This is a genomic window from Pseudomonas cerasi (genome assembly GCF_900074915.1).
In the GTDB taxonomy this organism is placed as follows: domain Bacteria; phylum Pseudomonadota; class Gammaproteobacteria; order Pseudomonadales; family Pseudomonadaceae; genus Aquipseudomonas; species Aquipseudomonas cerasi.
The window spans coordinates 5,657,071-5,677,679 of record NZ_LT222319.1; the positions used below are offsets into that span (position 1 = coordinate 5,657,071).

18 protein-coding genes and 3 pseudogenes are annotated in these 20,609 nt (G+C 56.9%); 19 read left to right on the forward strand and 2 right to left on the reverse strand.

Going from position 1 to position 20,609, the window contains the following annotated elements:
* Positions 1-42: 42 nt before the first annotated feature.
* The 15 genes and pseudogenes from PCPL58_RS27570 to PCPL58_RS31625 all read left to right on the forward strand — a co-directional run.
* The gene (locus tag PCPL58_RS27570) at positions 43-2,808 is read left to right on the forward strand and encodes a type VI secretion system Vgr family protein (protein ID WP_065350904.1); all 2,766 of its coding nucleotides are present in this window, start codon (positions 43-45) and stop codon (positions 2,806-2,808) included.
* Positions 2,805-3,065, forward strand: coding sequence for a hypothetical protein (locus PCPL58_RS31270; protein WP_157893932.1), 261 nt, complete (start codon positions 2,805-2,807; stop codon positions 3,063-3,065). Before PCPL58_RS27570 ends, PCPL58_RS31270 begins: the two co-directional genes overlap by 4 nt.
* A gap of 152 nt (positions 3,066-3,217) precedes the next feature.
* Positions 3,218-3,793, forward strand: a complete 576-nt coding sequence (locus tag PCPL58_RS32260) for a DUF2515 family protein (RefSeq protein WP_414860625.1) — start codon at positions 3,218-3,220, stop codon at positions 3,791-3,793.
* Positions 3,794-3,844: 51 nt separating this feature from the next.
* Positions 3,845-4,552, forward strand: a complete 708-nt coding sequence (locus PCPL58_RS27580) for a hypothetical protein (RefSeq protein ID WP_232002866.1) — start codon at positions 3,845-3,847, stop codon at positions 4,550-4,552.
* Between the two features lie 6 nt (positions 4,553-4,558).
* The gene (locus tag PCPL58_RS27585; RefSeq protein WP_065348561.1) at positions 4,559-5,536 is read left to right on the forward strand and encodes an IS5 family transposase; all 978 of its coding nucleotides are present in this window, start codon (positions 4,559-4,561) and stop codon (positions 5,534-5,536) included.
* A gap of 147 nt (positions 5,537-5,683) precedes the next feature.
* Positions 5,684-5,848: a hypothetical protein gene (locus PCPL58_RS31275; protein WP_157893933.1), complete on the forward strand. Its 165-nt coding sequence runs from the start codon at positions 5,684-5,686 to the stop codon at positions 5,846-5,848.
* Positions 5,849-6,140: 292 nt separating this feature from the next.
* On the forward strand, positions 6,141-6,569 hold the full coding sequence (locus PCPL58_RS27590; protein ID WP_065350905.1) for a DUF2628 domain-containing protein: 429 nt from the start codon (positions 6,141-6,143) through the stop codon (positions 6,567-6,569).
* Positions 6,570-6,709: 140 nt separating this feature from the next.
* The gene (locus PCPL58_RS27595) at positions 6,710-7,717 is read left to right on the forward strand and encodes a 3-oxoacyl-[acyl-carrier-protein] synthase III C-terminal domain-containing protein (protein WP_065350906.1); all 1,008 of its coding nucleotides are present in this window, start codon (positions 6,710-6,712) and stop codon (positions 7,715-7,717) included.
* On the forward strand, positions 7,714-8,730 hold the full coding sequence (locus PCPL58_RS27600; protein ID WP_065350907.1) for an NAD-dependent epimerase/dehydratase family protein: 1,017 nt from the start codon (positions 7,714-7,716) through the stop codon (positions 8,728-8,730). Before PCPL58_RS27595 ends, PCPL58_RS27600 begins: the two co-directional genes overlap by 4 nt.
* Complete coding sequence (locus PCPL58_RS27605) at positions 8,723-9,529, forward strand: MBL fold metallo-hydrolase (RefSeq protein ID WP_065350908.1); 807 nt, start codon at positions 8,723-8,725, stop codon at positions 9,527-9,529. The genes PCPL58_RS27600 and PCPL58_RS27605 overlap by 8 nt, the downstream gene beginning before the upstream one ends.
* The gene (locus tag PCPL58_RS27610) at positions 9,526-10,809 is read left to right on the forward strand and encodes a F390 synthetase-related protein (RefSeq protein ID WP_065350909.1); all 1,284 of its coding nucleotides are present in this window, start codon (positions 9,526-9,528) and stop codon (positions 10,807-10,809) included. Before PCPL58_RS27605 ends, PCPL58_RS27610 begins: the two co-directional genes overlap by 4 nt.
* Positions 10,806-11,426 (forward strand): phosphatase PAP2 family protein, encoded by a 621-nt coding sequence (locus PCPL58_RS27615; RefSeq protein WP_065350910.1) that lies wholly within the window; start codon positions 10,806-10,808, stop codon positions 11,424-11,426. The genes PCPL58_RS27610 and PCPL58_RS27615 overlap by 4 nt, the downstream gene beginning before the upstream one ends.
* Entirely contained in the window at positions 11,423-12,556 is a 1,134-nt protein-coding gene (locus PCPL58_RS27620) for a sterol desaturase family protein (RefSeq protein ID WP_065350911.1), read from the forward strand. Before PCPL58_RS27615 ends, PCPL58_RS27620 begins: the two co-directional genes overlap by 4 nt.
* Positions 12,549-13,643: a fatty acid desaturase family protein gene (locus PCPL58_RS27625; RefSeq protein ID WP_065350912.1), complete on the forward strand. Its 1,095-nt coding sequence runs from the start codon at positions 12,549-12,551 to the stop codon at positions 13,641-13,643. Before PCPL58_RS27620 ends, PCPL58_RS27625 begins: the two co-directional genes overlap by 8 nt.
* 48 nt (positions 13,644-13,691) lie before the next feature.
* A pseudogene (locus PCPL58_RS31625) lies at positions 13,692-13,877 on the forward strand (hypothetical protein); the annotation flags it as partial.
* A gap of 215 nt (positions 13,878-14,092) precedes the next feature.
* On the opposite strand, the gene PCPL58_RS27630 reads toward PCPL58_RS31625, so the two are convergent.
* Positions 14,093-16,567 (reverse strand): PEP-utilizing enzyme, encoded by a 2,475-nt coding sequence (locus tag PCPL58_RS27630; RefSeq protein WP_065350913.1) that lies wholly within the window; start codon positions 16,565-16,567, stop codon positions 14,093-14,095.
* Positions 16,560-17,042, reverse strand: coding sequence for a cell division protein (locus tag PCPL58_RS27635; RefSeq protein ID WP_065350914.1), 483 nt, complete (start codon positions 17,040-17,042; stop codon positions 16,560-16,562). Before PCPL58_RS27635 ends, PCPL58_RS27630 begins: the two co-directional genes overlap by 8 nt.
* Before the next feature lie 195 nt (positions 17,043-17,237).
* On the opposite strand from PCPL58_RS27635, the gene acpP reads away from it, so the two are divergent.
* From acpP to PCPL58_RS32835, 4 genes and pseudogenes are all read left to right on the forward strand, one after another.
* Entirely contained in the window at positions 17,238-17,474 is a 237-nt protein-coding gene (acpP, locus tag PCPL58_RS27640) for an acyl carrier protein (RefSeq protein ID WP_024661960.1), read from the forward strand.
* A gap of 170 nt (positions 17,475-17,644) precedes the next feature.
* Positions 17,645-18,445, forward strand: coding sequence for a mechanosensitive ion channel family protein (locus PCPL58_RS27645; RefSeq protein WP_065350915.1), 801 nt, complete (start codon positions 17,645-17,647; stop codon positions 18,443-18,445).
* 120 nt (positions 18,446-18,565) lie between these two features.
* A pseudogene (locus PCPL58_RS32830) lies at positions 18,566-19,672 on the forward strand (FIST signal transduction protein); the annotation flags it as partial.
* Between the two features lie 555 nt (positions 19,673-20,227).
* Positions 20,228-20,584, forward strand: a pseudogene (locus tag PCPL58_RS32835) (methyl-accepting chemotaxis protein); the annotation flags it as partial.
* Between the last annotated feature and the right edge of the window lie 25 nt (positions 20,585-20,609).

A 20,609-nucleotide genomic window follows, 5' to 3' on the forward strand; every position in this document is an offset into this window, starting at 1 on the left:
AGATACGTCGCAAACCGATTCAAGCGGTAAAGGAGTTACACCATGGATCTGACATTCGGTACCGCCCTCAGCCAGAGCGGACGCCTGCTGCAACTCACCACGCCGCTGGGCGAGCATCAGCTTCAGGCCCTGCGTATGCATGCGGTCGAGCGCATCGGGCGCGTTCCTCGCTACACCCTCGACGTGGTGGTGCAGGACACCGAATACGATCCTGAAAAACTCATCGGCCAACCCGTCAGCCTGGCGATTCTCTGCGATGACGGTTCTCCCGCGCAGCGTCATGGCCTGGTCGAGAGCGTGCGCTATCTGGGCAATGACGGCGGTCTGCATGACTGGCAACTGGTCTTCGCGCCCTGGTTCAGCCTGCTCGAATACCGACTCGACTGCCGCATCTGGCAGGACAAGAATCTGCCGACAATTCTGGAAGCCGTTTTCTCGATGTACGAGCAGGCCAAGGGCAATTACCGCCTGGACCTGCGTCGCGAATACGCCCCGCTTTCCTACGTTACCCAGTTCAATGAAAGTGATGCCAACTTCGTGCAGCGCTGGTGCGAGCAGGAAGGTCTTTTCTGGTACGTCGAACACACGGCGGACAAGCATTGCATCGTCTTTACCGATACCGTCGATACCCTCCCCGCGCTGGCACCGCAGAGCATTCGGTTTCACACCCAGAACGCCACCGAAAAGCAGGATGGCATTACCCAGTGGAGCAGTGGTTCGCAGTTGTTGAGCGGCAAGCTGCATTGGCGCAGTGTCGATTACCTGGCCCACGGCCAACCTCGAGAAACCGTGATGCCTGCCCTACAGGCCGCTTCGGCCCCGCAGGCGCTGGAGCGTTACGAGTATCAGGGCCAGTACGGCTGGCAGAAGCAGGACCGGGGCGAATGGCTGAGCCGCGTGCAGATCGAACAGCGTGAATCCCAGGCACGTCGTGTGCAAGGTCAAAGCGGCGTGCGGCAGATGGAAGCCGGGCGCTGGTTTGAGCTGACCCAGCATCCGCTGTACGAGCGCAAGGCAGCCGAAGAGCGTCAGTTTTTGCTGATCGAAGTCGAGATGTTCGCCGAGAGCAATTTGCCACTGGCCAAGGAGCGCCGCGAAGTACCGGGTAGTCTGGCGGCGCTGTTCAGATCGGTGCGCCCTGAGCCTTCAGGGCTTGGCGTCGTGAACAAGGTAGCGGACACCTTGGGCGTCGGCAGCCATGGCTTCTTCCTCAATCGCTTCGAAGGCCAGTTGCACAGCGTGCCGTTCCGCAGCCCGTCGGAGCATTTCAAACCCAAAAGCCTCGGCCAACAGACCGCAGTGGTCGTCACGCCCAGCGGCCATGAAGTGTTTACCGACACCTTGAACCGGATTTGCGTACGCTTTCACTGGGACCGCCTGTCTCAGGATGGCGAACTGGGTTCCTGCTGGCTGCGCATGATGCAACCGAGCAGCGGACCGGACTGGGGCAGCGTACATGTGCCGCGTGCCGGTGAAGAGGTGGTTATCACCTTCCTGGATAACGACATTGATCGGCCACTGGTCATGGGCCAGGTCTACGGCGGTCACAAACCCGCCTGGCACTCCAGCGGTCTGATGGCAGGCTACAAAAGCAAGGAAGTCGGCGGAGGTGGTTTCAACCAGTGGGTGATGGACGACTCGACCGGCCAGGTCCTCCCCCAGATCCACAGCAGCCACGGGCATACCCAGCTTAACCTTGGTTACCTGATCGACCAGCGCGGCAACAACCGCGGCGGTCTGCGTGGTACGGGTTTCGAGTTACGCACCGATGCCTACGGCGCACTGCGCGCCCAGCAGGGTTTATACCTCAGCACCTGGAAACGCAGCGGAGCCCAGGGCGCACAGATCGATGCCAGCGAAGCGCAGCAACAACTGAAAAACAGCGAGCAACGCGTCAAGACCCTGTCCGACACCGCGCAACAGCACAACGCCCTGCCCATGCAGGAAGGCCTGGACAGCCTCACCCAGCTCAACAGCGATGCCGACGTGACCTACGGCAGTGACGACGGCAGCCCGAGCCAAGGCCCCGGCGAGCAGCAACGCAACGGCGGCGATACCGCCTGGGCGATCCGCAGCGGCGGACGCGGCAAGACACCGGGTTACCAGCAACCTCTGCTGATCGCCTCCTCCCCTGCCGATATCGCCACTGCGACCCCAAAAAGCACACACCTGCACAGCGGCAAACACCTGACCCTGAGTACCGGCGAAGACGTCAGCATTGCTAGCGGCAAATCCCTGCTGGCCAGCGTCGCGCAAAGCATCAGCCTGTTTGCGCAGAACGCCGGAGCCAAGCTGTTTGCTGCCAAGGGCAAGATCGAGCTGCAGGCGCAGAGTGATGCGATGGAATTGACCGCGCAGCAGGGCATGAAAATCACCTCTCTTGCACAGTTAGTGGAAATGTCTGCACAGAAGGAAATTTTGCTCACCAGTGGCGGCGCTTATATCAGGATCATACGCGGCAATATCGAGGTGCATGCGCCAGGCACAATAGACATCAAAGGTGCCAAAAAGACCCTCAGCGGTCCCGCAAGCATGGACTATGCAAATAAGGAGCTTCCCATCGCAGTACCCGCAGGGCTGTATGACGAGCAAAATCGCCTCATGACCACGCACGGTGTACCGCTTGAGGATGTCGCGGTCGAGGTTGATATTCCTGACGAAGGCAAGAAAGTATTTTTTACCGACCAAGACGGTAACATTCCACGGATTTTTAGTGACAAGCCTGGTAATGGCAAGGTTACGCTTGTGCCTGACGAGTTGATCGTGCCCCCAGGATCGGACGAATATTCTCCGAGTAAAAAATCATGAAAGATGACTTTAACTTTAACCCTCATGCTTGCTCGATCAATGACCTGAATCCAGGATGTGAAGCGTTATGGTCGATCGGCCAGCAAGTTGCCGTTCGTCGATTGAGTGTACAGTCTCGCGTACCCTGCCTGAAACCAGCACAATATAAGTTAATAAGCGATTTTAGTGCACGTGCCGCGCGCATTGCAGGCAACTACGCCAGAATTTATCTAGAACAAGAGCTCAAAGGGAAGCCCGCATTGAAGGGGCGATTTTAATGGACCGGTTTAGCGGCGTTTGCGAGCAAGCAGGTAATGTGTGCGCTAGACTATTCCAGCACTTCAAACTGGCGCTATGCATTTCCATCATTGGCTGCGTTTGAAGCAACAAAAAATTACTTAGGCAAAGGAAATTTTGGCTATTCCAAGACATCTTCGTTTGGCACTGGTTTTATATAAATTTTCCAGAGCAATTCACTGAATGTATTGAAAAGCGCGACTTCAACGAGTACAACGAAGAATTCAAAGCGTCATTTAAAAAGCTACCTTGGGCAGAAGACGCGCTACTGAAAATAGACAATCTTAAAGTCACTGATTATCTGAGACTGGGATTTTCCTTGATAGCTAAAATTGAAACCATCCGTGGCAGGGACGCCCAGAGACAACAGCAGCTAGCCTCCTTAATAGCCATCGCAAACCATGAGCAAAGGAAAATATTACAACCTTTAATCTATGAGAGCTTCGGATTCAAAACTCTTTTATACGGTCAATCTAAACTGGAAGGTCATTTCGGCGTGCCTCGTCGGCTTGCTGCCTTTAGCACTGCTTGTGAGTCAGATAATCCTAAGCTCAATGTAACAATGACCGAAGTTCAACTGTACGACCCTACCGAAAGAATGAAGTTTATCACTAAAATCGCAGACAAATTTCACACACTTATGGACATAAATAAAAAATATATGGAAAATACTATTATGGAAATATCGTCCTGGCACGACCATGCATAAAAAATTTTTTTGACGCTACTTTTGTTTCTTACAGCCTGTGGAAACCCTGATATGAAACAGAAACCGCTACTGATAAAATTTAAACTGGATGAGCCTGTTGAAACCTTGCTTTCAGCGTCAACTGTGAATTTTGACAGGGACTGTAATGACAAAATTTGCTTTTACGATTTTGACATTCCTCTACAAAACTCAAGCAAGGCGACGGCTGTCATCGAGTCAAGCCAGCAACCTCTGATATTTGACGATGTTGTCAGCGCTGTATTCAGCACGATTGAAGACAGTAACATTACTAATGCCAAAATTATATTAGGTGGAGTACCCTCAAACTCGGAACCCACCAAGGCCATCGACTATTTTTACCAGCAACTCGGAAATCTGAAAGCAACAGGCTGGAGGCGCTACATTTACCCCAATGAAGCAAGAATACCGGGATCCGAGGCTAGAAAATTTAAAGACTTTGACACTGTGCTTGAAAAGCCTGCTGTTACAGGGCCATGGAAAGATCCAGCCTTAATCCTCTCAAAGGAAGAGTGGCTGTCTTCACCGATGCTCAGCGACTGGTATTTTTATAAGGATGGTGTATACCTTACCTTTAGTGTTCAGCATGAAAATACACCTGACTCCAAGCAGGAACGTGGTTCTTATTTATTTACCCTCAGCTTCAGGTCGGAAACTGAGTTCTATAAAAGCTTTATGGAAACTCTGAAAAAGACTTCCAAATCTGGTGAAATACGCCAGTCCCAAGCACTGAACGGTTGAGTCCCGATGAAGCAGATGTCCTTCGCTGACGCCGAATACGCTGGCAAACGCAAACAAACCCGCCGTGAACGCTTCCTGATCGAGATGGATCAGGTCGTGCCCTGGAATGGCTTGGTCAAACTGATCGAGCCACACTATCCAAAGGGCGAAGGTGGTCGCCCTGCCTATCCGTTGATGGCGATGTTGCGGGTTCATCTGATGCAAAACTGGTTCGGCTACAGCGATCCGGCCATGGAAGAATCGCTCTACGAAACCACAATTCTGCGACAGTTTGCAGGACTGCACCTGGATCGGATTCCGGACGAAACCACGATCCTCAATTTCCGCCGACTGCTGGAGAAACATGAGCTGGCCGGTGGGATTTTGCAGGTCATCAATGGCTATTTGGGCGACCGTGGTTTGTTGCTGCGCCAGGGCACCGTGGTCGATGCAACGATCATCCATGCGGCGAGTTCGACCAAGAACGAGGACGGAAAACGTGACCCTGAAATGCACCAGACGAAGAAAGGAAATCAATATTTCTTCGGGATGAAAGCGCACATCGGTGTCGATGCCGAATCCGGTTTGGTGCATAGCGTGGTGGGCACGGCGGCGAATGTAGCTGACGTAACTCAGGTCGACCAGTTACTGCACGGAGAAGAAACTTACGTCTCTGGCGACGCGGGCTACACCGGTGTCGAAAAGCGTCCCGAGCATCAAAATCGCCAAATGATATGGTCGATTGCAGCGCGGCCCAGCAGTTATAAAAAGCATGCAAAGGAAAGTCTGATCGGGCGCATGCGTCGCAAAATCGAATACGCGAAAGCTCAACTGCGCGCCAAGGTTGAGCATCCGTTTCGAGTGATCAAACGCCAGTTTGGTTATACGAAAGTACGCTTCCGAGGCCTGCTGAAAAACACTGCGCAGCAGACCACGCTATTTGCTCTGTCCAATCTGTGGATGATGCGAAAACGACTGCTGAATACAGGAGAGGTGCGCCTGTAATGTGGACAATTGACGCTAAAAAGCGCTTGTCCGAAGAAAAAAGAGGAGTTGGGCGAGGCAAAGGTCTGATTTTCGATTGAAACGACGTTTTTTGAAACTTTGAAGCAACGGGAGGGTTAAAAAGTCTGCCTACTTCAGACCTTCCTTATGGACAGCGACGATCGTGAACACTGGAAAACTCTAGTGCCCGCCGAACTAAGAAAAATGGCAAAAGAGCGAGCAGCGGCAGAGTCATTATTAAAAAAATCGGGCATTTCGATAGATAAAAACTATCAAGAACCAACGATCAGTATCCTGGAAGCAGAGCATTGAACCTGATGCGCTTCGTAAAAATGGTTGATGCACGTCCGGTCATGGGGACGGGTCAGCCACGACAGCCGATAACCTGGCCGCAACCTGACCAAAAAAACGAGCGACTTCAGTCAATGGCTGCCTATCAGTCTGACCAGATGAATAATTGTGGCGATTTAGCGCCCAGGTGACGCGGTTGCGTAGTACACCACCCGAAAACTCCATACACTCAGCACCCTGATCAGAAAAACACCAGAACACAGGATTTCCCGGAAGAAAGACGTCACCCCAATGGAACATCAGGAGCAGCACCATGAGCACAGCAGATCAGACGCGCAACACTGGCACCTACAGCGCCAAGTGGCAGGAGCGCTTCAATTTCTTCGAGACGTATGGTGCGCCGAACGATCCACGCTTCAAGGCTGGCCTGAAGTCACTTCCTGGCTTCAGGAAGAAAATGCGGATCAATTTCAACGTCATCGCGTATTTCTTTGGTCCCATTTACTTCTTCGTGCTGGGCCTGTGGAAAAAAGGCATTGCGTTGATTGGCATAATGCTCGCGACCAACGCCTTGATCCTTCTGGTATGTACGCTTTTGGGAACCGAGGTTCCTTACGCGCTGGGGGGAGGTCTGAATGTGGCCTTCTCGCTGATGTATGCCTTGACCGTCAATTATTCGTACTACCTCAAAGAAGTAAAAGGCGAGCAAGGCTGGAACCCGTTCAAGGGCATGCGTCTTTAACCCGAAAAGATAACCGATGACACCCTACCCTTGCCGAGCATGAGGGTTCGCGGTTCATCGACCCATGCCATGTTCAGCCAGCGTTATATTTGAATCAGTCATTCAGGTAATTGCCACATGGATGCGAAGCCAGGACTCCAATGACAGCGCCCTCCTCCCCCGCAGCCTTGCTGCCACTGAAAGTCATTGCGACTGGCGTAGCGGTGCCCGCAAATCGAGTGGACTCGTCTGCGCTGGACACGTTATTGAACAAGCCTGCGGGCTATGTCGAAAAGCGCTCGGGCGTACATTGCCGTTTTCACGCAACACTCGATGCCAGCCAGGCCGAACTTGCAGCACAAGCACTTCAGGATGCCCTGAGAAGAGAGCAGATCCCGGCGGGTTCGATCGATCTGTTGATCTCGGCCTCGGCAGTGCCCATGCAGGCCTTACCCTGCACGGCAGCATTGATTCTCAAAGCGGCCCACCTGCCATCGGGTACGCCCGGCTTTGATATCAACAGCAGTTGCGTCGGCTTCATTACAGCGCTACAGGTCGCTGCCGGCTTGCTCAATGCCGGGATCTACAAACGCATTGCGGTCGTGTCGGCAGATCTCGTTTCACGCGGTATCGACTGGGATGACGAAGAAAGCTCGCTGATCCTCGGCGACGGAGCAGCCTGCGCCATTGTCGAACGCGGTGACGGCAGCAGCGGCATTCTGAGCAGCCTGTCCGAGACTTATCCACAGGGCAGCGACCTGTGTGAGATTCAAGCAGGCGGTACACGACGCAATCCACGTGCTGGCATGACTGACAGCGACTTTCTGTTCCATATGAAGGGCAAGCAGCTGTTTCGTCAGGCTGCCGCGTTGATCGAGGGCTACCTCGCACGCCTTTTGGAAAGGAGCGGATTGACGCTTGCCGAGATCGCCACCGTGGTCCCCCATCAGGCCAGCCATCTTTCGCTTGAGCACATGCGAAAAAGGCTTGGAGTACGGCCTGAGGTACTGGTGGATATTTATCGCTATCACGGTAACCAGGTCTCGGCATCGATTCCGACGGCGCTGCATACTGCTTTTACCACCGGCCGCTTTACACCCGGCAAACCCGTGATGCTGATCGGTACCGCTGCCGGTTTGACATTGGCGGGCATGGTGCTGCTGCCATGAAGGTTCTGCTGACCGGCGCCACCAGTGGCCTCGGACGCAATGCGGCAGAGTGGCTATTGAACGCAGGCCATAGGGTACATGCCACCGGACGTGACTCGGCAGTGGGGAATCTGCTGCGAGAACAAGGAGCGGCGTTCACCGCCCTGGATCTGACCCGGGCTACAGCACAGCAATGCGAGCAATTGATGCTCGGCAGTGACGTGGTCTGGCACTGCGCGGCAAAGTCTTCTCCCTGGGGTAGCGAGGCCGAGTTTCATGAGGCCAATGTAGTCGTCACAGAAAAGCTGGCCGAGGCAGCGGGCCGCTGCGGCGTTTCGCGCTTCGTGCACATATCCACGCCTGCGATCTATTTCGACTTTCAAGACCATGAGTGTATTGACGAGCAATACCGTGCCCGACGATTCGCCAATCACTACGCCAGCAGCAAGTACCAGGCAGAACAATCCATACAGGCGATGGTGCCGCTTTATCCACAGACCACGTTTATTATCCTGCGGCCCCGAGGCTTGTTCGGCCCCCATGACCGGGTGATTCTGCCCCGGATTCTGGGCCAGATAGAACGCGACCGCGGCATGCTGCGTTTGCCCGGTGGTGGTGAGGCAGTACTGGACCTGACGTTTGTACTGAACGTTGTGCACGCCATGGACCTGGCGAGCCATAACGATTCTTTGTCTTCAGGCGCCGCCTACAACGTCACCAATCATCAGCCCATGCGACTGGTGGATACCTTGCAGTTGTTACTGCACGAGCAACTTGGCATTCGTTATCGTGTGCAGCGCGTGCCTTACCGATTGCTGCACTCGCTGGCGACGGCACTCGAGCTTCTGGCCTGTATAACGCGCAAGGAACCCGTGCTGACCCGATACAGTGTGGCGGCGGTGAACTTCGATATGACCCTGAGCCAGACGCGAGCCATTGAAGAGTTGGGCTACCGACCTCGGTATACGATGGAAGAAAGTATTCAGCTCACGGGGCAATGGCTCAAGTCTCAAGCGGTGAAGCGCCATGGCTAGCATCACCACTTTCGAAGTGGGTTACTGCACGCATATCGGTTGTATGGCGTTGCAAGGCGCGGGCCTGCGGGTCTGCAAATTTCCGTCCAGAGCGTATCTGCTGGAGGTTGGCGATCGCCGCTGGTTATGGGATACCGGCTACGCCAACCATTTTCAGGAGCATACCCGTTCAGGGGTGTTCCGCATCTACAGCCAGGTTACCCCGGTATACCTGGATGCGGGTGAAACGCTGCTGGATCAGCTGCGTAATGCGGGTTACGCGGCCAACGACATTCAGGCGCTGATTATTTCCCACTTTCATGCCGATCACATCGCCGGCCTGCGGGACTTCAGTCATCTCGACTTTATCTGCTCGGGCGAAGGCTGGCAGAAAACCCGCTCATTACGTGGCATCGCCGCGCTCAAGCGCGCCTTCGTACCAGGACTGATTCCCGAAGGTTTCGAAGCAGCGTTGCAGTTCGTGGAGGGCTTTGAGCAGGTGAGCCTGTCTGCACAGTTGGCCCCGTTTACACATGGCTACGAACTACCGGGCAGTGACGGGCAGATTGTTCTGGTGCCACTACCAGGTCATGCCGCCGGACACCTGGGGGCATTTATTCTCACTGACGAGGGCTGGACACTGCTGGCCAGTGATTCAGCGTGGTCGCCGCTGAGCTATCAAGAATTACGCGGGCCTTCTGTGCTTGCCAACGTGCTGATGGACGACAGCAAGGCCTACTACCAGACGCTGAACCGTCTGAACCTGTTGTGGGCAGCAGGCCATGTGGATATTCGTTTGTGCCACGAGGGCGATTTATGATCCCGGTGATGACGCTCTGGCACTACTGGCGAGCACGTCGCCTGCGCTTTTCCAGTCGCCAGGCACTGGAGCATTTTCAGAACAGGCAACTGAAACGCTTTGCCTACAGGGTGCTGGCCAAAAGTCCTTATTTTCGGGCTTACAGCGCTCTGCCATTCAACGAATGGCCGCTGATGGACAAAGCGCTGATGATGACGCAGTTCGACCAGATGAACACCGCAGGTCTGCAACGTGATCAGTTGCTGGCCTGCGCAAGGCGCGGCGAAGCCGAGCGCGACTTCACGCCACGCATCGGCCGCTTTAGCGTCGGGCTGTCCTCGGGCACGTCAGGGCAGCGTGGCGTTTTCGTCGTGAGCCCGCAGGAACAGCAGATCTGGGCGGGCGGGATGCTTGCCAAGATGCTGCCAGACGGTATTTTCGCGGGTGAGCGAGTGGCACTTTTTCTACGTGCGGACAGCAACCTGTACCACAGCGTGGACAATCGCTGGTTGAGCCTGGCCTTTTACGATCTGTTTTCACCATTCCTTGAGCAATTGCCTCGCCTGCAAGCGCAGGCACCGACCATCATCGTGGCACCGGCACAGGTGCTACGCGCCTTGGCGCTGGCCGTTCTGGACGGGCAGATTCAACTCGACGTGAAAAAGGTGATCTCCGTTGCCGAAGTCTTGGATGCGCAGGATCGCCAGTTGCTGAACACGGTGTTCCGCGAGGTCGGCGAGGTCTATCAGGCAACTGAAGGTTTTCTGGCCGCCACGTGCTCTCATGGCACGCTGCATTTGAACGAAGAGTTCGTGCATATCGAGCCCCAGTGGCTTGATGAGCAGCGCTTCACGCCGTTGATCACCGACTTCACTCGCAGCACCCAGCCTATCGTACGCTACCGACTGGATGATGTACTGGTCAGGCAATCCGAGCCCTGCCCGTGTGGTCAGCATTCGATGGCAATTTCCCGAATCGAAGGTCGCCGCGACGATCAGCTTTCGCTGCCCGACCAGCACGGTGAGATGCAGATTATCTTTGCCGACCTGTGCAGTCGGGCAATTGCCAATGCACTGCCACTGACCAGTGACTACCGCTTGATTCAGCTTTCGAAAACCCGGCTGCAGCTGATTGCAGACTGTACGCAAACCGAACTGGAGCACAGCCGCAGACAACTTGTCGCCCTGTTTACACAACAGGGTATTGCCACTGACAAACTTGAATGGCAACTGACGGTGCAGAACGTGATGCCGAACTTCGATCGAAAACGACGCCGTATTGTCCGGCAGGCAAAAGCATGAACACCCCAATGATGTTTCGGTTGTGGCACATGCTGCTTGGCTGGGGTTCGGTCGGTCTGATCTATACGCTGACCGACCATTTGCAGAGCACCGGTCAGGTCATGACACCCTCGCCGCTCGACCGAATGATCACATTCACGCCGCACGCAATCTGGCTTTACCTGTCGTTCTTCGTGGTTGTTCCACTGGGCTATCTAATGACCCCACTCGATCGGGTGCGCTGGCTGTCTCGCGCCATGCGTCTTACCGCACTGGGTGCCGGAACGGTCTATCTGCTGTGGCCGACAACGATGGTTTACCCGGTCGATGAGGGCACAACGTTAAGCTCTACACTGCTGGCAGCACTGACCTATGTGGACTCGCCCCAGAATTGCCTGCCATCCCTGCACATGGCCCTGATGGTGCTGGCAGTCTGGGGGATCAGTGCAGCAAGGCGTAGCGTACGTACTGCAGTGTTTATCGTATGGGTGGCCGCCATTGCCTATTCGATCCTGCAATTGCGCCGTCATCTGTTCATCGACGTGGTCAGTGGCGCCGTGCTCGCACTGGTGGCGGGCATGCTGGTCGATGCGCTCGGCCGAAGCAGGCCAGTCGCACTTAAAGGGAATATGCAATGAGCGATCTGGCCATTCCGATCATCATCATGCTGCTGGCCGTAACAGGCGAGGCCGTCATTCTGCAGTGGATGCAGCGCAAGCCGGTTGACTGGCATGACGTAGTGTTCAATCTGAATTCCGGCCACCTCATGCTATGGCTGTTCCGTGGCCTGGAAGTCATCTGTTACGGACTTGTCGCCGCGTACTTGAGCCTTGGCCTGCTGGATACATGGCCGCCTCTATTGATCTGGGCGTTCGCATTGCTGGCCTGGGATTTCTGTTTCTACTGGCTGCACCGTCTGCATCACCACGTTGGCGTACTCTGGGCCGTGCATGTGGTGCATCATCAGGGCGAGCACTTCAACCTGTCCCTGGGCGTGCGTAATTCATGGTATTCGTCACTCACCTCGATTCCGTTCTTCATTCTTCTGGCCGTGCTGGGGGTACCCCTGCATGTGTTTGTCACAGTGTCGATCCTGCATTACTCGATGCAGTTCTTTAACCATAATGCGCTGACACCCAGGCTGGGCGTGCTTGAGAAGATTTTCGTTACTCCGACCCATCATCGCGTGCATCACGTCAAAGACCGGGCCTACTCAGACAAGAACTTCGGCGGTACTTTCATTTTCTGGGACAAGCTGTTCGGCACATTTTCCAGGCTGCCCGATGTGCCTTACACGTTTGGAATCGGAGGGCCTCGCTCTTCCGCAAATCCGTTCTGGGCCAGCAACGTACCTTTTCTGCATTACCTGCGACTGTCGATAAAATCGAACGAACCGACCCGCTCGCGCGTTTCGGGTTTGAGCATTTTCAGCGGCGCGTTGCTGCTCTTCGCGCTGGTGGTGGGCTATATCTATCAATACGGCTATGGCTACAGCGACATCACCTGGCCGCAGGTCGTCCTGTTCGTCTTTCTTGTGGTGGGCTCGGTGGCTCTGGGAGGAATGACCGAAGCGAGGACCTGGAGTATTCCCGTCTGGCTAATAGTTAGCCTGGGGCTGGCGTTGCTTTTTCTGGGTTATTACGGCTGGTCGCAGGTTTACTGGCAATTGCCGATGGTCGCCCTCGCCCTGCACGGCGCATGGGTGGCCGTGTCTTCTCGCGGCTACAACCTTTCAGCCGCAAATCCGGTGGAAAAACATCATGGCTGAGTCACTTGCCCCCCTGTCATTTCCTGCCGATGGCGAACAGGCATTTCATCACGCCCTCAAGCAGGCGGCGCACGCCTACCTGGCAGACGACCATCGCTACGCAAGCATTCGGCAAAAGGTGACGGCAATGCTCCTTACCCTGCTGTGCGGCGGTTTTTATGCCTCGAGCCTTATGCAACACAATGCGTGGGCATTCGTGGGCTGCTATTTCCTGTTTGTCCTGACAGGCATGCTACTCAACGTAATGGTATTTCACGACGCCACCCACAATGCTTTTTTCCGGGCGGCCTGGGCAAACCGGCTGGTGGGGAGGTTGATGACCTTGCCGCTCGGAATTGATCCGGATTACTGGCGAGTCAGGCATGTGCAGTTTCATCATGCCTATGCCAACGTTGAACATTACGATCTGGACACCGAGGAAAATGGCGTCCTGCGACAGTCGCCCTTCCAGGGCTGGCGTAAGCACATGCGTTATCAACACATTTACTGGCCCATGGTCGCAGCGTTGTCGCTGCCCTACATCTCATGGATATTCGACTGGTCGGATCGCCTTGGAAAGACGCCGCTCAAAGCCAAAAGAATCCTTCCGGGAAACAAAGGCTGGGTGGTATTTCTGGCCAGCAAGGCATGCCATCTGCTGCTGGTACTGATAGTGCCGCTGGTGATATTCGAGGGCAGCTGGACGACGGTGCTGATCGCGTACTTTTTGAGCCAGATGCTCGCCTCTCTCTGGGTGGTATTTCTGCTGCTCGGTACGCACTGGGCAGAAGCGGAGTTCTATCAGCCATCAGACAGCCCGTTGATGCCACACGGCTGGTATCGACATAACTTCGCGACAACCTGCGACTGGCAAACCTCTCCACGCTGGCTGCACCATGCCGTGGGCGGGCTGAACTTTCATCTGACTCATCACCTGTTCCCTGGCTGGAGTCATCGACACTACCCGGCACTGGCGAACATCATTGCCGATCTGGCCCCCCGCCACGGTCTGCACTATCGCTGCATCGACTACCGTGAGTTGCTCAGGCAGCAGCGAAAGTTCTTGCGCAGTATGGGGCAGGACACGCAGGTGACGAACATCACCTGACTAACTCAGAGCCAGAAGCGTTGTGACTTCTGGCATGACCGCACTGATATTGTTTGTCTGCTTTTCCCATCGCTGGGCCTTTTATCGCTCAACAGCCGGCACGGTCGCGAATTGCGTGTGCAGTGGGCGCTCATTCGGTGCGAGCGCAAGAAGATCTGTCGGGAGATGCATCGCCGTAAAGACCTCGAGAAACATCGTCAGAGCCTGCGCAAGCGGAAGGCACCGCGCACATGATCCGAGATCGACGAGGACTTTATCGCACCCAACAAAAAACCCGCCGAAGCGGGTTTTTCCAAGACCATCCCGACCTCCTGTCGGCTGCCTCCGAGGCAATGGTCGATCATCCTTGATCCTGGTGAACTCCTGTTCACCACTTGATGGATCCAATAATACGGAGGAGGGACCAGTTCGGAAATGGCCAAATCCCTCCACCGCGTGTAAGCGTTTGGCTATACCTTGTCGGCGAGAACCCGACTGCGTGCCTGCCCTCCCACCAACCTCAACTCCCCATCCACATACAGCACTTCACGCCCCACCCACGCCAGATCAACCTGCGGCAGCACGGCCGAGGGTTTGCGCAGTTCACGCAGCAAGGTCGAGCCATGCGAGAGACGTCCGCCCATGCGCGCAATCACCGCGCGGGCGTTTTGGTAGTGCGCGTGGCGTCCGGGGTCGAGGGTGTCTTCCAGCAGGATGTCCTCGCCCAGAATGCCTTGCACCTGGCCAGGATAGATCATGAAACCGGTGGCCTGCTCGGTGCCTTCGCGGCCGTCCTGCCAGAAGCTGCCGGCACGGCTGCGAATGTCTGGATGCGGCGCAAACCAGTGTTCCCGGTCGGCGCTGGGCATGGCGTGATGCAGGCGGAAGAACAGGCGCATCAGGTTGTCGCGATACCACTCGCGTACTTGCAGGTAGTAGCCGCGCATGCCCGGCAGGCCTGCGCGGTGGGCGATGCGAATGAAACCCGGCCAGGTCGGGAAGGCTTGTAAAGGCAGGTCAGTGGCTGCCGGGCGTGGGGTCGCGGGGTCGGTTTCCCAGGGCAGCCGGTGCGGGCAGTGCTCCAGGTCGTCGTAAGCGGTCGGTGGACGTCCCAGCAAGTCTCCGCCGCTGCTGGCCAGCGAGGTGGCGATGCACAGGTTGCCTTGCACGACGAATACGTAGAAACGGGTGAACCAGTCAGCCAATTGCTGACCGTCAGCACCTTGGGCCGTCAGGGCATACAGCTCTCGGTCGAAACGGTGCAGTTGCTTTTCCAGGGTCAACAAGTGGCCACGCGCGACACGTTGCATCCGCAGAAACACCGGCAATGAGCGCAGCAGACGCAGTGGTCGCCACGGTAGATGCGGTGCTGCGCCGCCGACCTCATCGGCGTAGCTGCTGGAGGCGATGCCCCAGTCAGCCAAACGTGCGAGAAACAGGTCGTTGTTGATGTAGGAAGCTGCGCCAAACAGTGCGGTGAATGGCTCGTTGTCCTGCAACACGCGCGAATCCCAACGCGCCATGATCGCCGGGATGCTGCCTGCGGCACGCCGCTGTGCGTACTCGACCAGCCTGCTGGGCTGGGGCGGCAGGATCTCCGCAATATTGGCGGCGGTCAGGTGGCGGCGCCAGCCGTAGTCACTGATCGGGCGGTACTGCAGCAGCCACAGCTGGCGGCCATCCCAGGCCCACTCGACGTCGCCCGGCACGTAGTGGAATACGCGCAGAATGCCCTGCAGGAAGTCCCAGAGCGCCTCCTCAGTCAAACCGTGGGATGGCTTGAAGTCGCCGCTGCTCCAGGCCGCGCCGAGGCGGGAAATGATTGCTCGCTCAGGACTTGCCTGACCGTCGGCCAGCGACTCCAGATGCCCTTGCACCCACTCCAGCTCGACCGACAGGTGACGCACGAAAGCGATCCCGGAAAGCACCGGCGTGATGAAGCGCTGTACCACCACCTCTTCGACGCCAGCGTTGTGCAGCTCTGCAACGCGCACGGGTACGTTGTGGCTGGGCTCGCGAAGAAAAGTGGTGCTCAGACCGGCATTGGCCGCATCGGCCTGATCCTCACCGAAGCTGGATGAGCGCACGGCCCAGATAGCGTCAGGCTGACGGGCCAGAAACCCGGGCAAGGCCGAGTCATCGCCCTGCACCAGAGACAGTGCATCGGGCACCGATTGCCCGGCGATGGCCGCCAGACGCAGACGGCCGCCTTTGGTGTGCGCAACGAAGCCGCGCTCGCCCGACTCCAGCCACTGCGCAAACTCGGCGGGCGCGTCGATCCACGGGTAGTGACCCCAGCCCGGTTTCAGGCTGATGCTCAGGTCGGCACGCGCCAGAATGGCCGACCACGCTGCCGCCTGCTCGATACCCAGGACCTCGTCCTGATCGCCCCAGACCAGCTCTATCGGATCTTGCACCCACTCCAGCAGTGGCAGCGCGGTGTCGGCGCGCACCAGGTCCCAATACGGCACGAATGCACGGCAGCGGGCGTAACCGGAGCCCATGCGCTGGTAGTGCTCGGCTGGCCAGGTCTGCCTGGAAAACTTGTGCGCAAACAGCGTGGGCTTGTTGGCCAGCAGCCAGTGAATGGTCTTGCGAATGGGCAGCGGCGACATCAGCGCAGGCAAGCGCCGCTGCCACAGAAAAGCCCCCACCGGGGCCAGCAGCACGCTTCTGCAGAAGTGTCCGGGCTGGCGCTGCAAGGCATGCATGACCAGCAAGGCATTGACGCCCACAGCGACGATGGCGCTGCCCTTCACGGTCGCCGCCAACAGCGCATCGGCATAGGCGGCGAGATCTTCGCAGGGTGGCTGAGGATTATTGCCGAAGCCTGGCAGTTCCAGCGGCACGGCTCGATGCCGCTGAAAATGCGGCAGCGCGTCGTCCCACCATTCGGCACTGCTGCCGTTGCCCGCCAGCAGATACAGCAGCGGCAAGTCAGACATGACGAGGGTCCTTCGACGCGTGAACAACCGAAGTGCGGCGGTCATGGCGATACAGCCAGATCAGCGGCGGCAACAACGCCAGCAACGCCGCCAGATCGAGCCATACGTGCGACCAGACGCCCCCACGCACGGAAATCAGGATGTCCTGAGGCGCCCACAGCAGCAGGCTCGCAATCAGCCAGCCCCAGGGCATGGCGCTTTTCAGGCGGTTGCCCAGGTGCACCAGCGCCAGCATGTACACGGAATACGTTTGCAAGGTTGCGCCAAACAGCGCCATCCACCAAACCTGTTGCGCGCGAGCAGCGGCGGGAACCGCATCGGTCCAGAAGGCCTGCTCAAGCGTAGTCAGGTAGCCGTCGAGCAAGCCGGAAAAGCCTGCCCAAGTGAACACCAGACTGCCCAGCACATGCGCAACTGCGACGGCATACAGCCAGATCACCAGCGTACGGCGCAGGGTGTCAGAAGGGAGCGGCATACCAGGTCCTTGAGTCGTCCTTGTGAGGTGGCGAGTTTAGCGATTTATCGACGGGCTTAATACGAGCACGGCCAAACGGCTCAGATCTCCCACTGTTGAACAGCTGTTATTAATGTCAGTAGACAGCTTTTCTGTTGAGGCCTAATTTTAGGATTTCAGTAGTCAGTAAAAATCGCAAGCGAGGAGATGATGATCATGGAAGAGGTAATGACACGTGTAAAAGAATTGGTGGCCGAGCATTTGGAAGCAGCGGTAGTAGAGGTAAAGCCGACATCTGACATAACCAAGGATTTCAAGGGTAGCAGTTTAGAACTTGTCGAGCTCAGCATGGCTCTACAAGAAGAATTCAACATCGATATCCCGGATGAGGAAGTTGAAAAATTCAAAACGGTACAAAACATAGTTGACTACATCTCAAAAAACAAAAAATAGACACGAGTAGGCTAAAAGCCCACAACACCTGCTGAGCCCCCAACACCAGTTGCAGGCCCTTTGCCTCCAGTCAAAACTACCAGTAGCCACCGCCCTGCTTTGCCCTTCAATGTACGGCTCCGCTCCGTAGGCCATCTGCCGGGCGAGCCCTGCAGTCTGGAGTAGCGGTGATGGATGCGCTGAATGTCATCAATATCGGCACTGACGGAATCAACTCGTTGTTCAATGTCGTTCTGCAGTACGGGACGACTGTTGTTCTGAGGCTGGTGATCGCAGCCTTGTTGTGGATAGTGGGTCGCTGGCTGATCGGCGTGCTGGTCAGGATGGCAAAGCGTTCGCTGACGCGGCAGCGGTTTGATCCGACGGTCCTGCGCTATGTCGGCTCGTTCATCACGGTGACGCTGAATATCATTCTGGTGATCGCCATTCTGAGCTATTGCGGCATCGAGACCACCAGCTTTGCGGCGCTGCTGGCGGCCGTGGCGCTGGCGATCGGCATGGCCTGGTCGGGTTTGCTGGCCAATCTGGCCGCGGGTGGTTTCATCATCGTGCTGCGGCCCTTCAAGGTCGGCGATCTGATTTCGGCGGCGGGCGTGACCGGGACCGTGGTCGAAATCGGCTTGTTCGTCACGTCGATCAACACTCCGGAAAACGTGCTGAATCTGGTGGGCAACAACAAGATCTTCTCTGACACGATCGTCAATTTTTCCAGCAATACTTTTCGCAGCGTCGAACTGACCGCGACATTGCCAGGCACCGCCGACGAGCAGAAGATCATCCCGCGCCTCAAGGATCAGATCGCCCGCCTGCCCAATGTACTGAGCAGCCCCGCTGTCGATGTGCACCTGTCCTCCACAACGGCCGACTCCATCACCCTGTCGGTACGGCCCTATTGCCACAATGATCATTATGATTCGGTGCATCGCCAGACGCTCGCCCTCATCAGAGCGTTGATGCTGCACCTGTCCTGAGCGGCACGCGTAGGCAAAATTCATCGCCCTTCAAGCTCACCCGAACCTGTTGGCAGCCGATCAATAAGGATCGGTCCATATTCCGCGTGGCCTCTGCTTTTTATCTTTACGGGTTTAACCATGAGCCTTTTATCTCGTTTTCGGGCCGGCACATCGCGGACCGAAGGCGCCATCAGTGTCATTACGTCCGCCCGGGAATTGAACGCCAAGCTGTCTGCGCTGAGCTTCGATCCGGTCTATCTGACCGGTTTCGTTTCGCCGCACGTCGACTTCGATCAGGTCGCCAAGTCTGTCGCTACGCGCTTTCCCAACGCGAAGATCAGCCTGTGCACAACGTCAGGCGAACTGTGCTCGGGCAATGATTCGCTGTACTGCGCGGCGGATAACCAGTGGGACCGGATCGTCCTCGCGCTGTTTGACTCAAGCGTCATCAAGAGTGCGGAGGTGGTGCACATTCCGCTGCACAGCGAAGACATTCGCGGTGCGGGCAAGCGGCTGTCGATGCGTGAGCGCATTGCGCGCCTGACCGACTCGATCAAGCGCACGCAGATCAACACCCCCATCGACCACCGCGATACGCTGGCCTACGTCACGTTCGACGGGCTGTCGGCGTCGGAGTCGTTTTTCATGGAAGCGCTGTATGAGTCCGGGCGCTTTCCGTGCCTGTTCGTGGGCGGTTCTGCGGGGGGCAAAGGCGACTTCAAGAAGACCTTGATTCACGACGGCAAACGCAGCTACGAAAACCATGCTCAGGTGGTGTTTCTCAAGAGCGCGAAAAACGTGCGCTTCGGCGTCTTCAAGAGCCAGAACTTCGCGTCGACGCCACTGAGCCTGAGTGTGCTGACGGCCTCCCTGGAAGATCGTTACATCAGCCAAGTGGTCAACCCCAGAGGCGAGATCACTACGATGGTTGCGGCGCTGTGTGACGCGCTGAAGTGCGAGCGGCATGAGCTGGAAGGCAAGCTGGCGCATTACTCGTTCGCCATCCGGGTAGGCGAAGAGCTGTTCGTGCGCTCAATTGCGCGCATCGATTATGAAAGCGAGCGGGTTCACCTGTTCTGCGACGTGGCACCCGGCGAAGAGCTGGTGATGGTCAAACGAACGTCCATGATCGACACCACGCGCAAGGACTTCGCGCGTTTTCTGCTGGGCAAGTCCGGAAAGCCGCTGCTCGGCCTGTTGAGCGACTGCATCCTGCGGCGCCTGAACAACGGCAGTGAACTGGGCCGGATGAACGATGTGTTCGGTGCGACGCCGGTGGTGGGCTTCTCGACCTTTGGCGAGATTCTCGGGTTGAACCTCAACCAGACGCTCACCGCCGTGTTCTTCTTCAAGGTGCCCGAAGGGCAGCCGTTCCGCGACGACTACATCGATAACTTCATCGCCTATTACGGAGAGTTCAAGGCGTTCTTTCTGCGTCGGCAGATCAAGAAGCTGGCCGGTCTGAGCCATGTGGTGGTCAAGCAGATCGATCAGTTCAAGCAGCGTAACTTCGTGCAAACCATTGACCCGAGCGGTCTGGACGAGCAGATCCGTCCGGTGTTCGGTGGCCTGAGCGACCTGGGCGATGTGCTGGTCAAGGCCCATCAGGATCAGGAAGAAATCGCCGCTCAATTGCGCCATTACTCTGGCGAGCTGCATGTTTCGATGGATGAGCTGTCGCAGACCATCACCCAGCAGGAAACGGTTATCGACAAGGCGGGCAACACCGTCAAAAGCCTGGTCAGTCAGGCTGACGAGGTGGTGCTCGGCTCGCGGGAGCTGGCCAAGTCCAGCCTGCGCATTCAGTCGGTGGTGCAGATGATCCAGCAGATCGCCGGGCAGACCAACCTGCTGGCGCTGAACGCTGCCATCGAGGCTGCGCGGGCGGGCGAAATGGGACGTGGCTTTGCAGTGGTGGCCGATGAGGTGCGCCAGCTTGCGCAGAAGACGTCGCAGAACGCCAACGACATCGGCACCGATATCGAGCGTCTGGCCGAGGAAATTCGCAAGGTGGCGCAGCACATCGAGGAGCAGTCCCTTGAGGTTGGAACGCTGACGGGGCTGCTGTCGGAACTGGAAGGCTCCAGCGATATGACGGCGGGCACCTCGCAGCGTACCCGGCAACTGGCGGATACCCTGCGCGGGCTGACTCAGTAGCGGCGCCTGGTGTCAGGACGGCACA

Excerpts from the sequence above, each read along its gene's own strand:
- PCPL58_RS31270 (WP_157893932.1), top strand. The coding sequence starts at position 2,805 with ATGAAAGATGACTTTAACTTTAACCCTCATGCTTGCTCGATCAATGAC.
- PCPL58_RS31275 (WP_157893933.1), top strand. The coding sequence starts at position 5,684 with ATGGACAGCGACGATCGTGAACACTGGAAAACTCTAGTGCCCGCCGAA.
- PCPL58_RS27610 (WP_065350909.1), top strand. The coding sequence starts at position 9,526 with ATGATCCCGGTGATGACGCTCTGGCACTACTGGCGAGCACGTCGCCTG.
- PCPL58_RS27605 (WP_065350908.1), top strand. The coding sequence starts at position 8,723 with ATGGCTAGCATCACCACTTTCGAAGTGGGTTACTGCACGCATATCGGT.
- PCPL58_RS27630 (WP_065350913.1), bottom strand. The coding sequence starts at position 16,567 with ATGTCTGACTTGCCGCTGCTGTATCTGCTGGCGGGCAACGGCAGCAGT.
- PCPL58_RS27590 (WP_065350905.1), top strand. The coding sequence starts at position 6,141 with ATGAGCACAGCAGATCAGACGCGCAACACTGGCACCTACAGCGCCAAG.
- PCPL58_RS27645 (WP_065350915.1), top strand. The coding sequence starts at position 17,645 with ATGGATGCGCTGAATGTCATCAATATCGGCACTGACGGAATCAACTCG.
- PCPL58_RS27615 (WP_065350910.1), top strand. The coding sequence starts at position 10,806 with ATGAACACCCCAATGATGTTTCGGTTGTGGCACATGCTGCTTGGCTGG.
- PCPL58_RS27600 (WP_065350907.1), top strand. The coding sequence starts at position 7,714 with ATGAAGGTTCTGCTGACCGGCGCCACCAGTGGCCTCGGACGCAATGCG.
- PCPL58_RS27625 (WP_065350912.1), top strand. The coding sequence starts at position 12,549 with ATGGCTGAGTCACTTGCCCCCCTGTCATTTCCTGCCGATGGCGAACAG.
- PCPL58_RS27585 (WP_065348561.1), top strand. The coding sequence starts at position 4,559 with ATGAAGCAGATGTCCTTCGCTGACGCCGAATACGCTGGCAAACGCAAA.
- PCPL58_RS27635 (WP_065350914.1), bottom strand. The coding sequence starts at position 17,042 with ATGCCGCTCCCTTCTGACACCCTGCGCCGTACGCTGGTGATCTGGCTG.
- PCPL58_RS27595 (WP_065350906.1), top strand. The coding sequence starts at position 6,710 with ATGACAGCGCCCTCCTCCCCCGCAGCCTTGCTGCCACTGAAAGTCATT.
- acpP (WP_024661960.1), top strand. The coding sequence starts at position 17,238 with ATGGAAGAGGTAATGACACGTGTAAAAGAATTGGTGGCCGAGCATTTG.
- PCPL58_RS27580 (WP_232002866.1), top strand. The coding sequence starts at position 3,845 with ATGAAACAGAAACCGCTACTGATAAAATTTAAACTGGATGAGCCTGTT.
- PCPL58_RS27570 (WP_065350904.1), top strand. The coding sequence starts at position 43 with ATGGATCTGACATTCGGTACCGCCCTCAGCCAGAGCGGACGCCTGCTG.
- PCPL58_RS27620 (WP_065350911.1), top strand. The coding sequence starts at position 11,423 with ATGAGCGATCTGGCCATTCCGATCATCATCATGCTGCTGGCCGTAACA.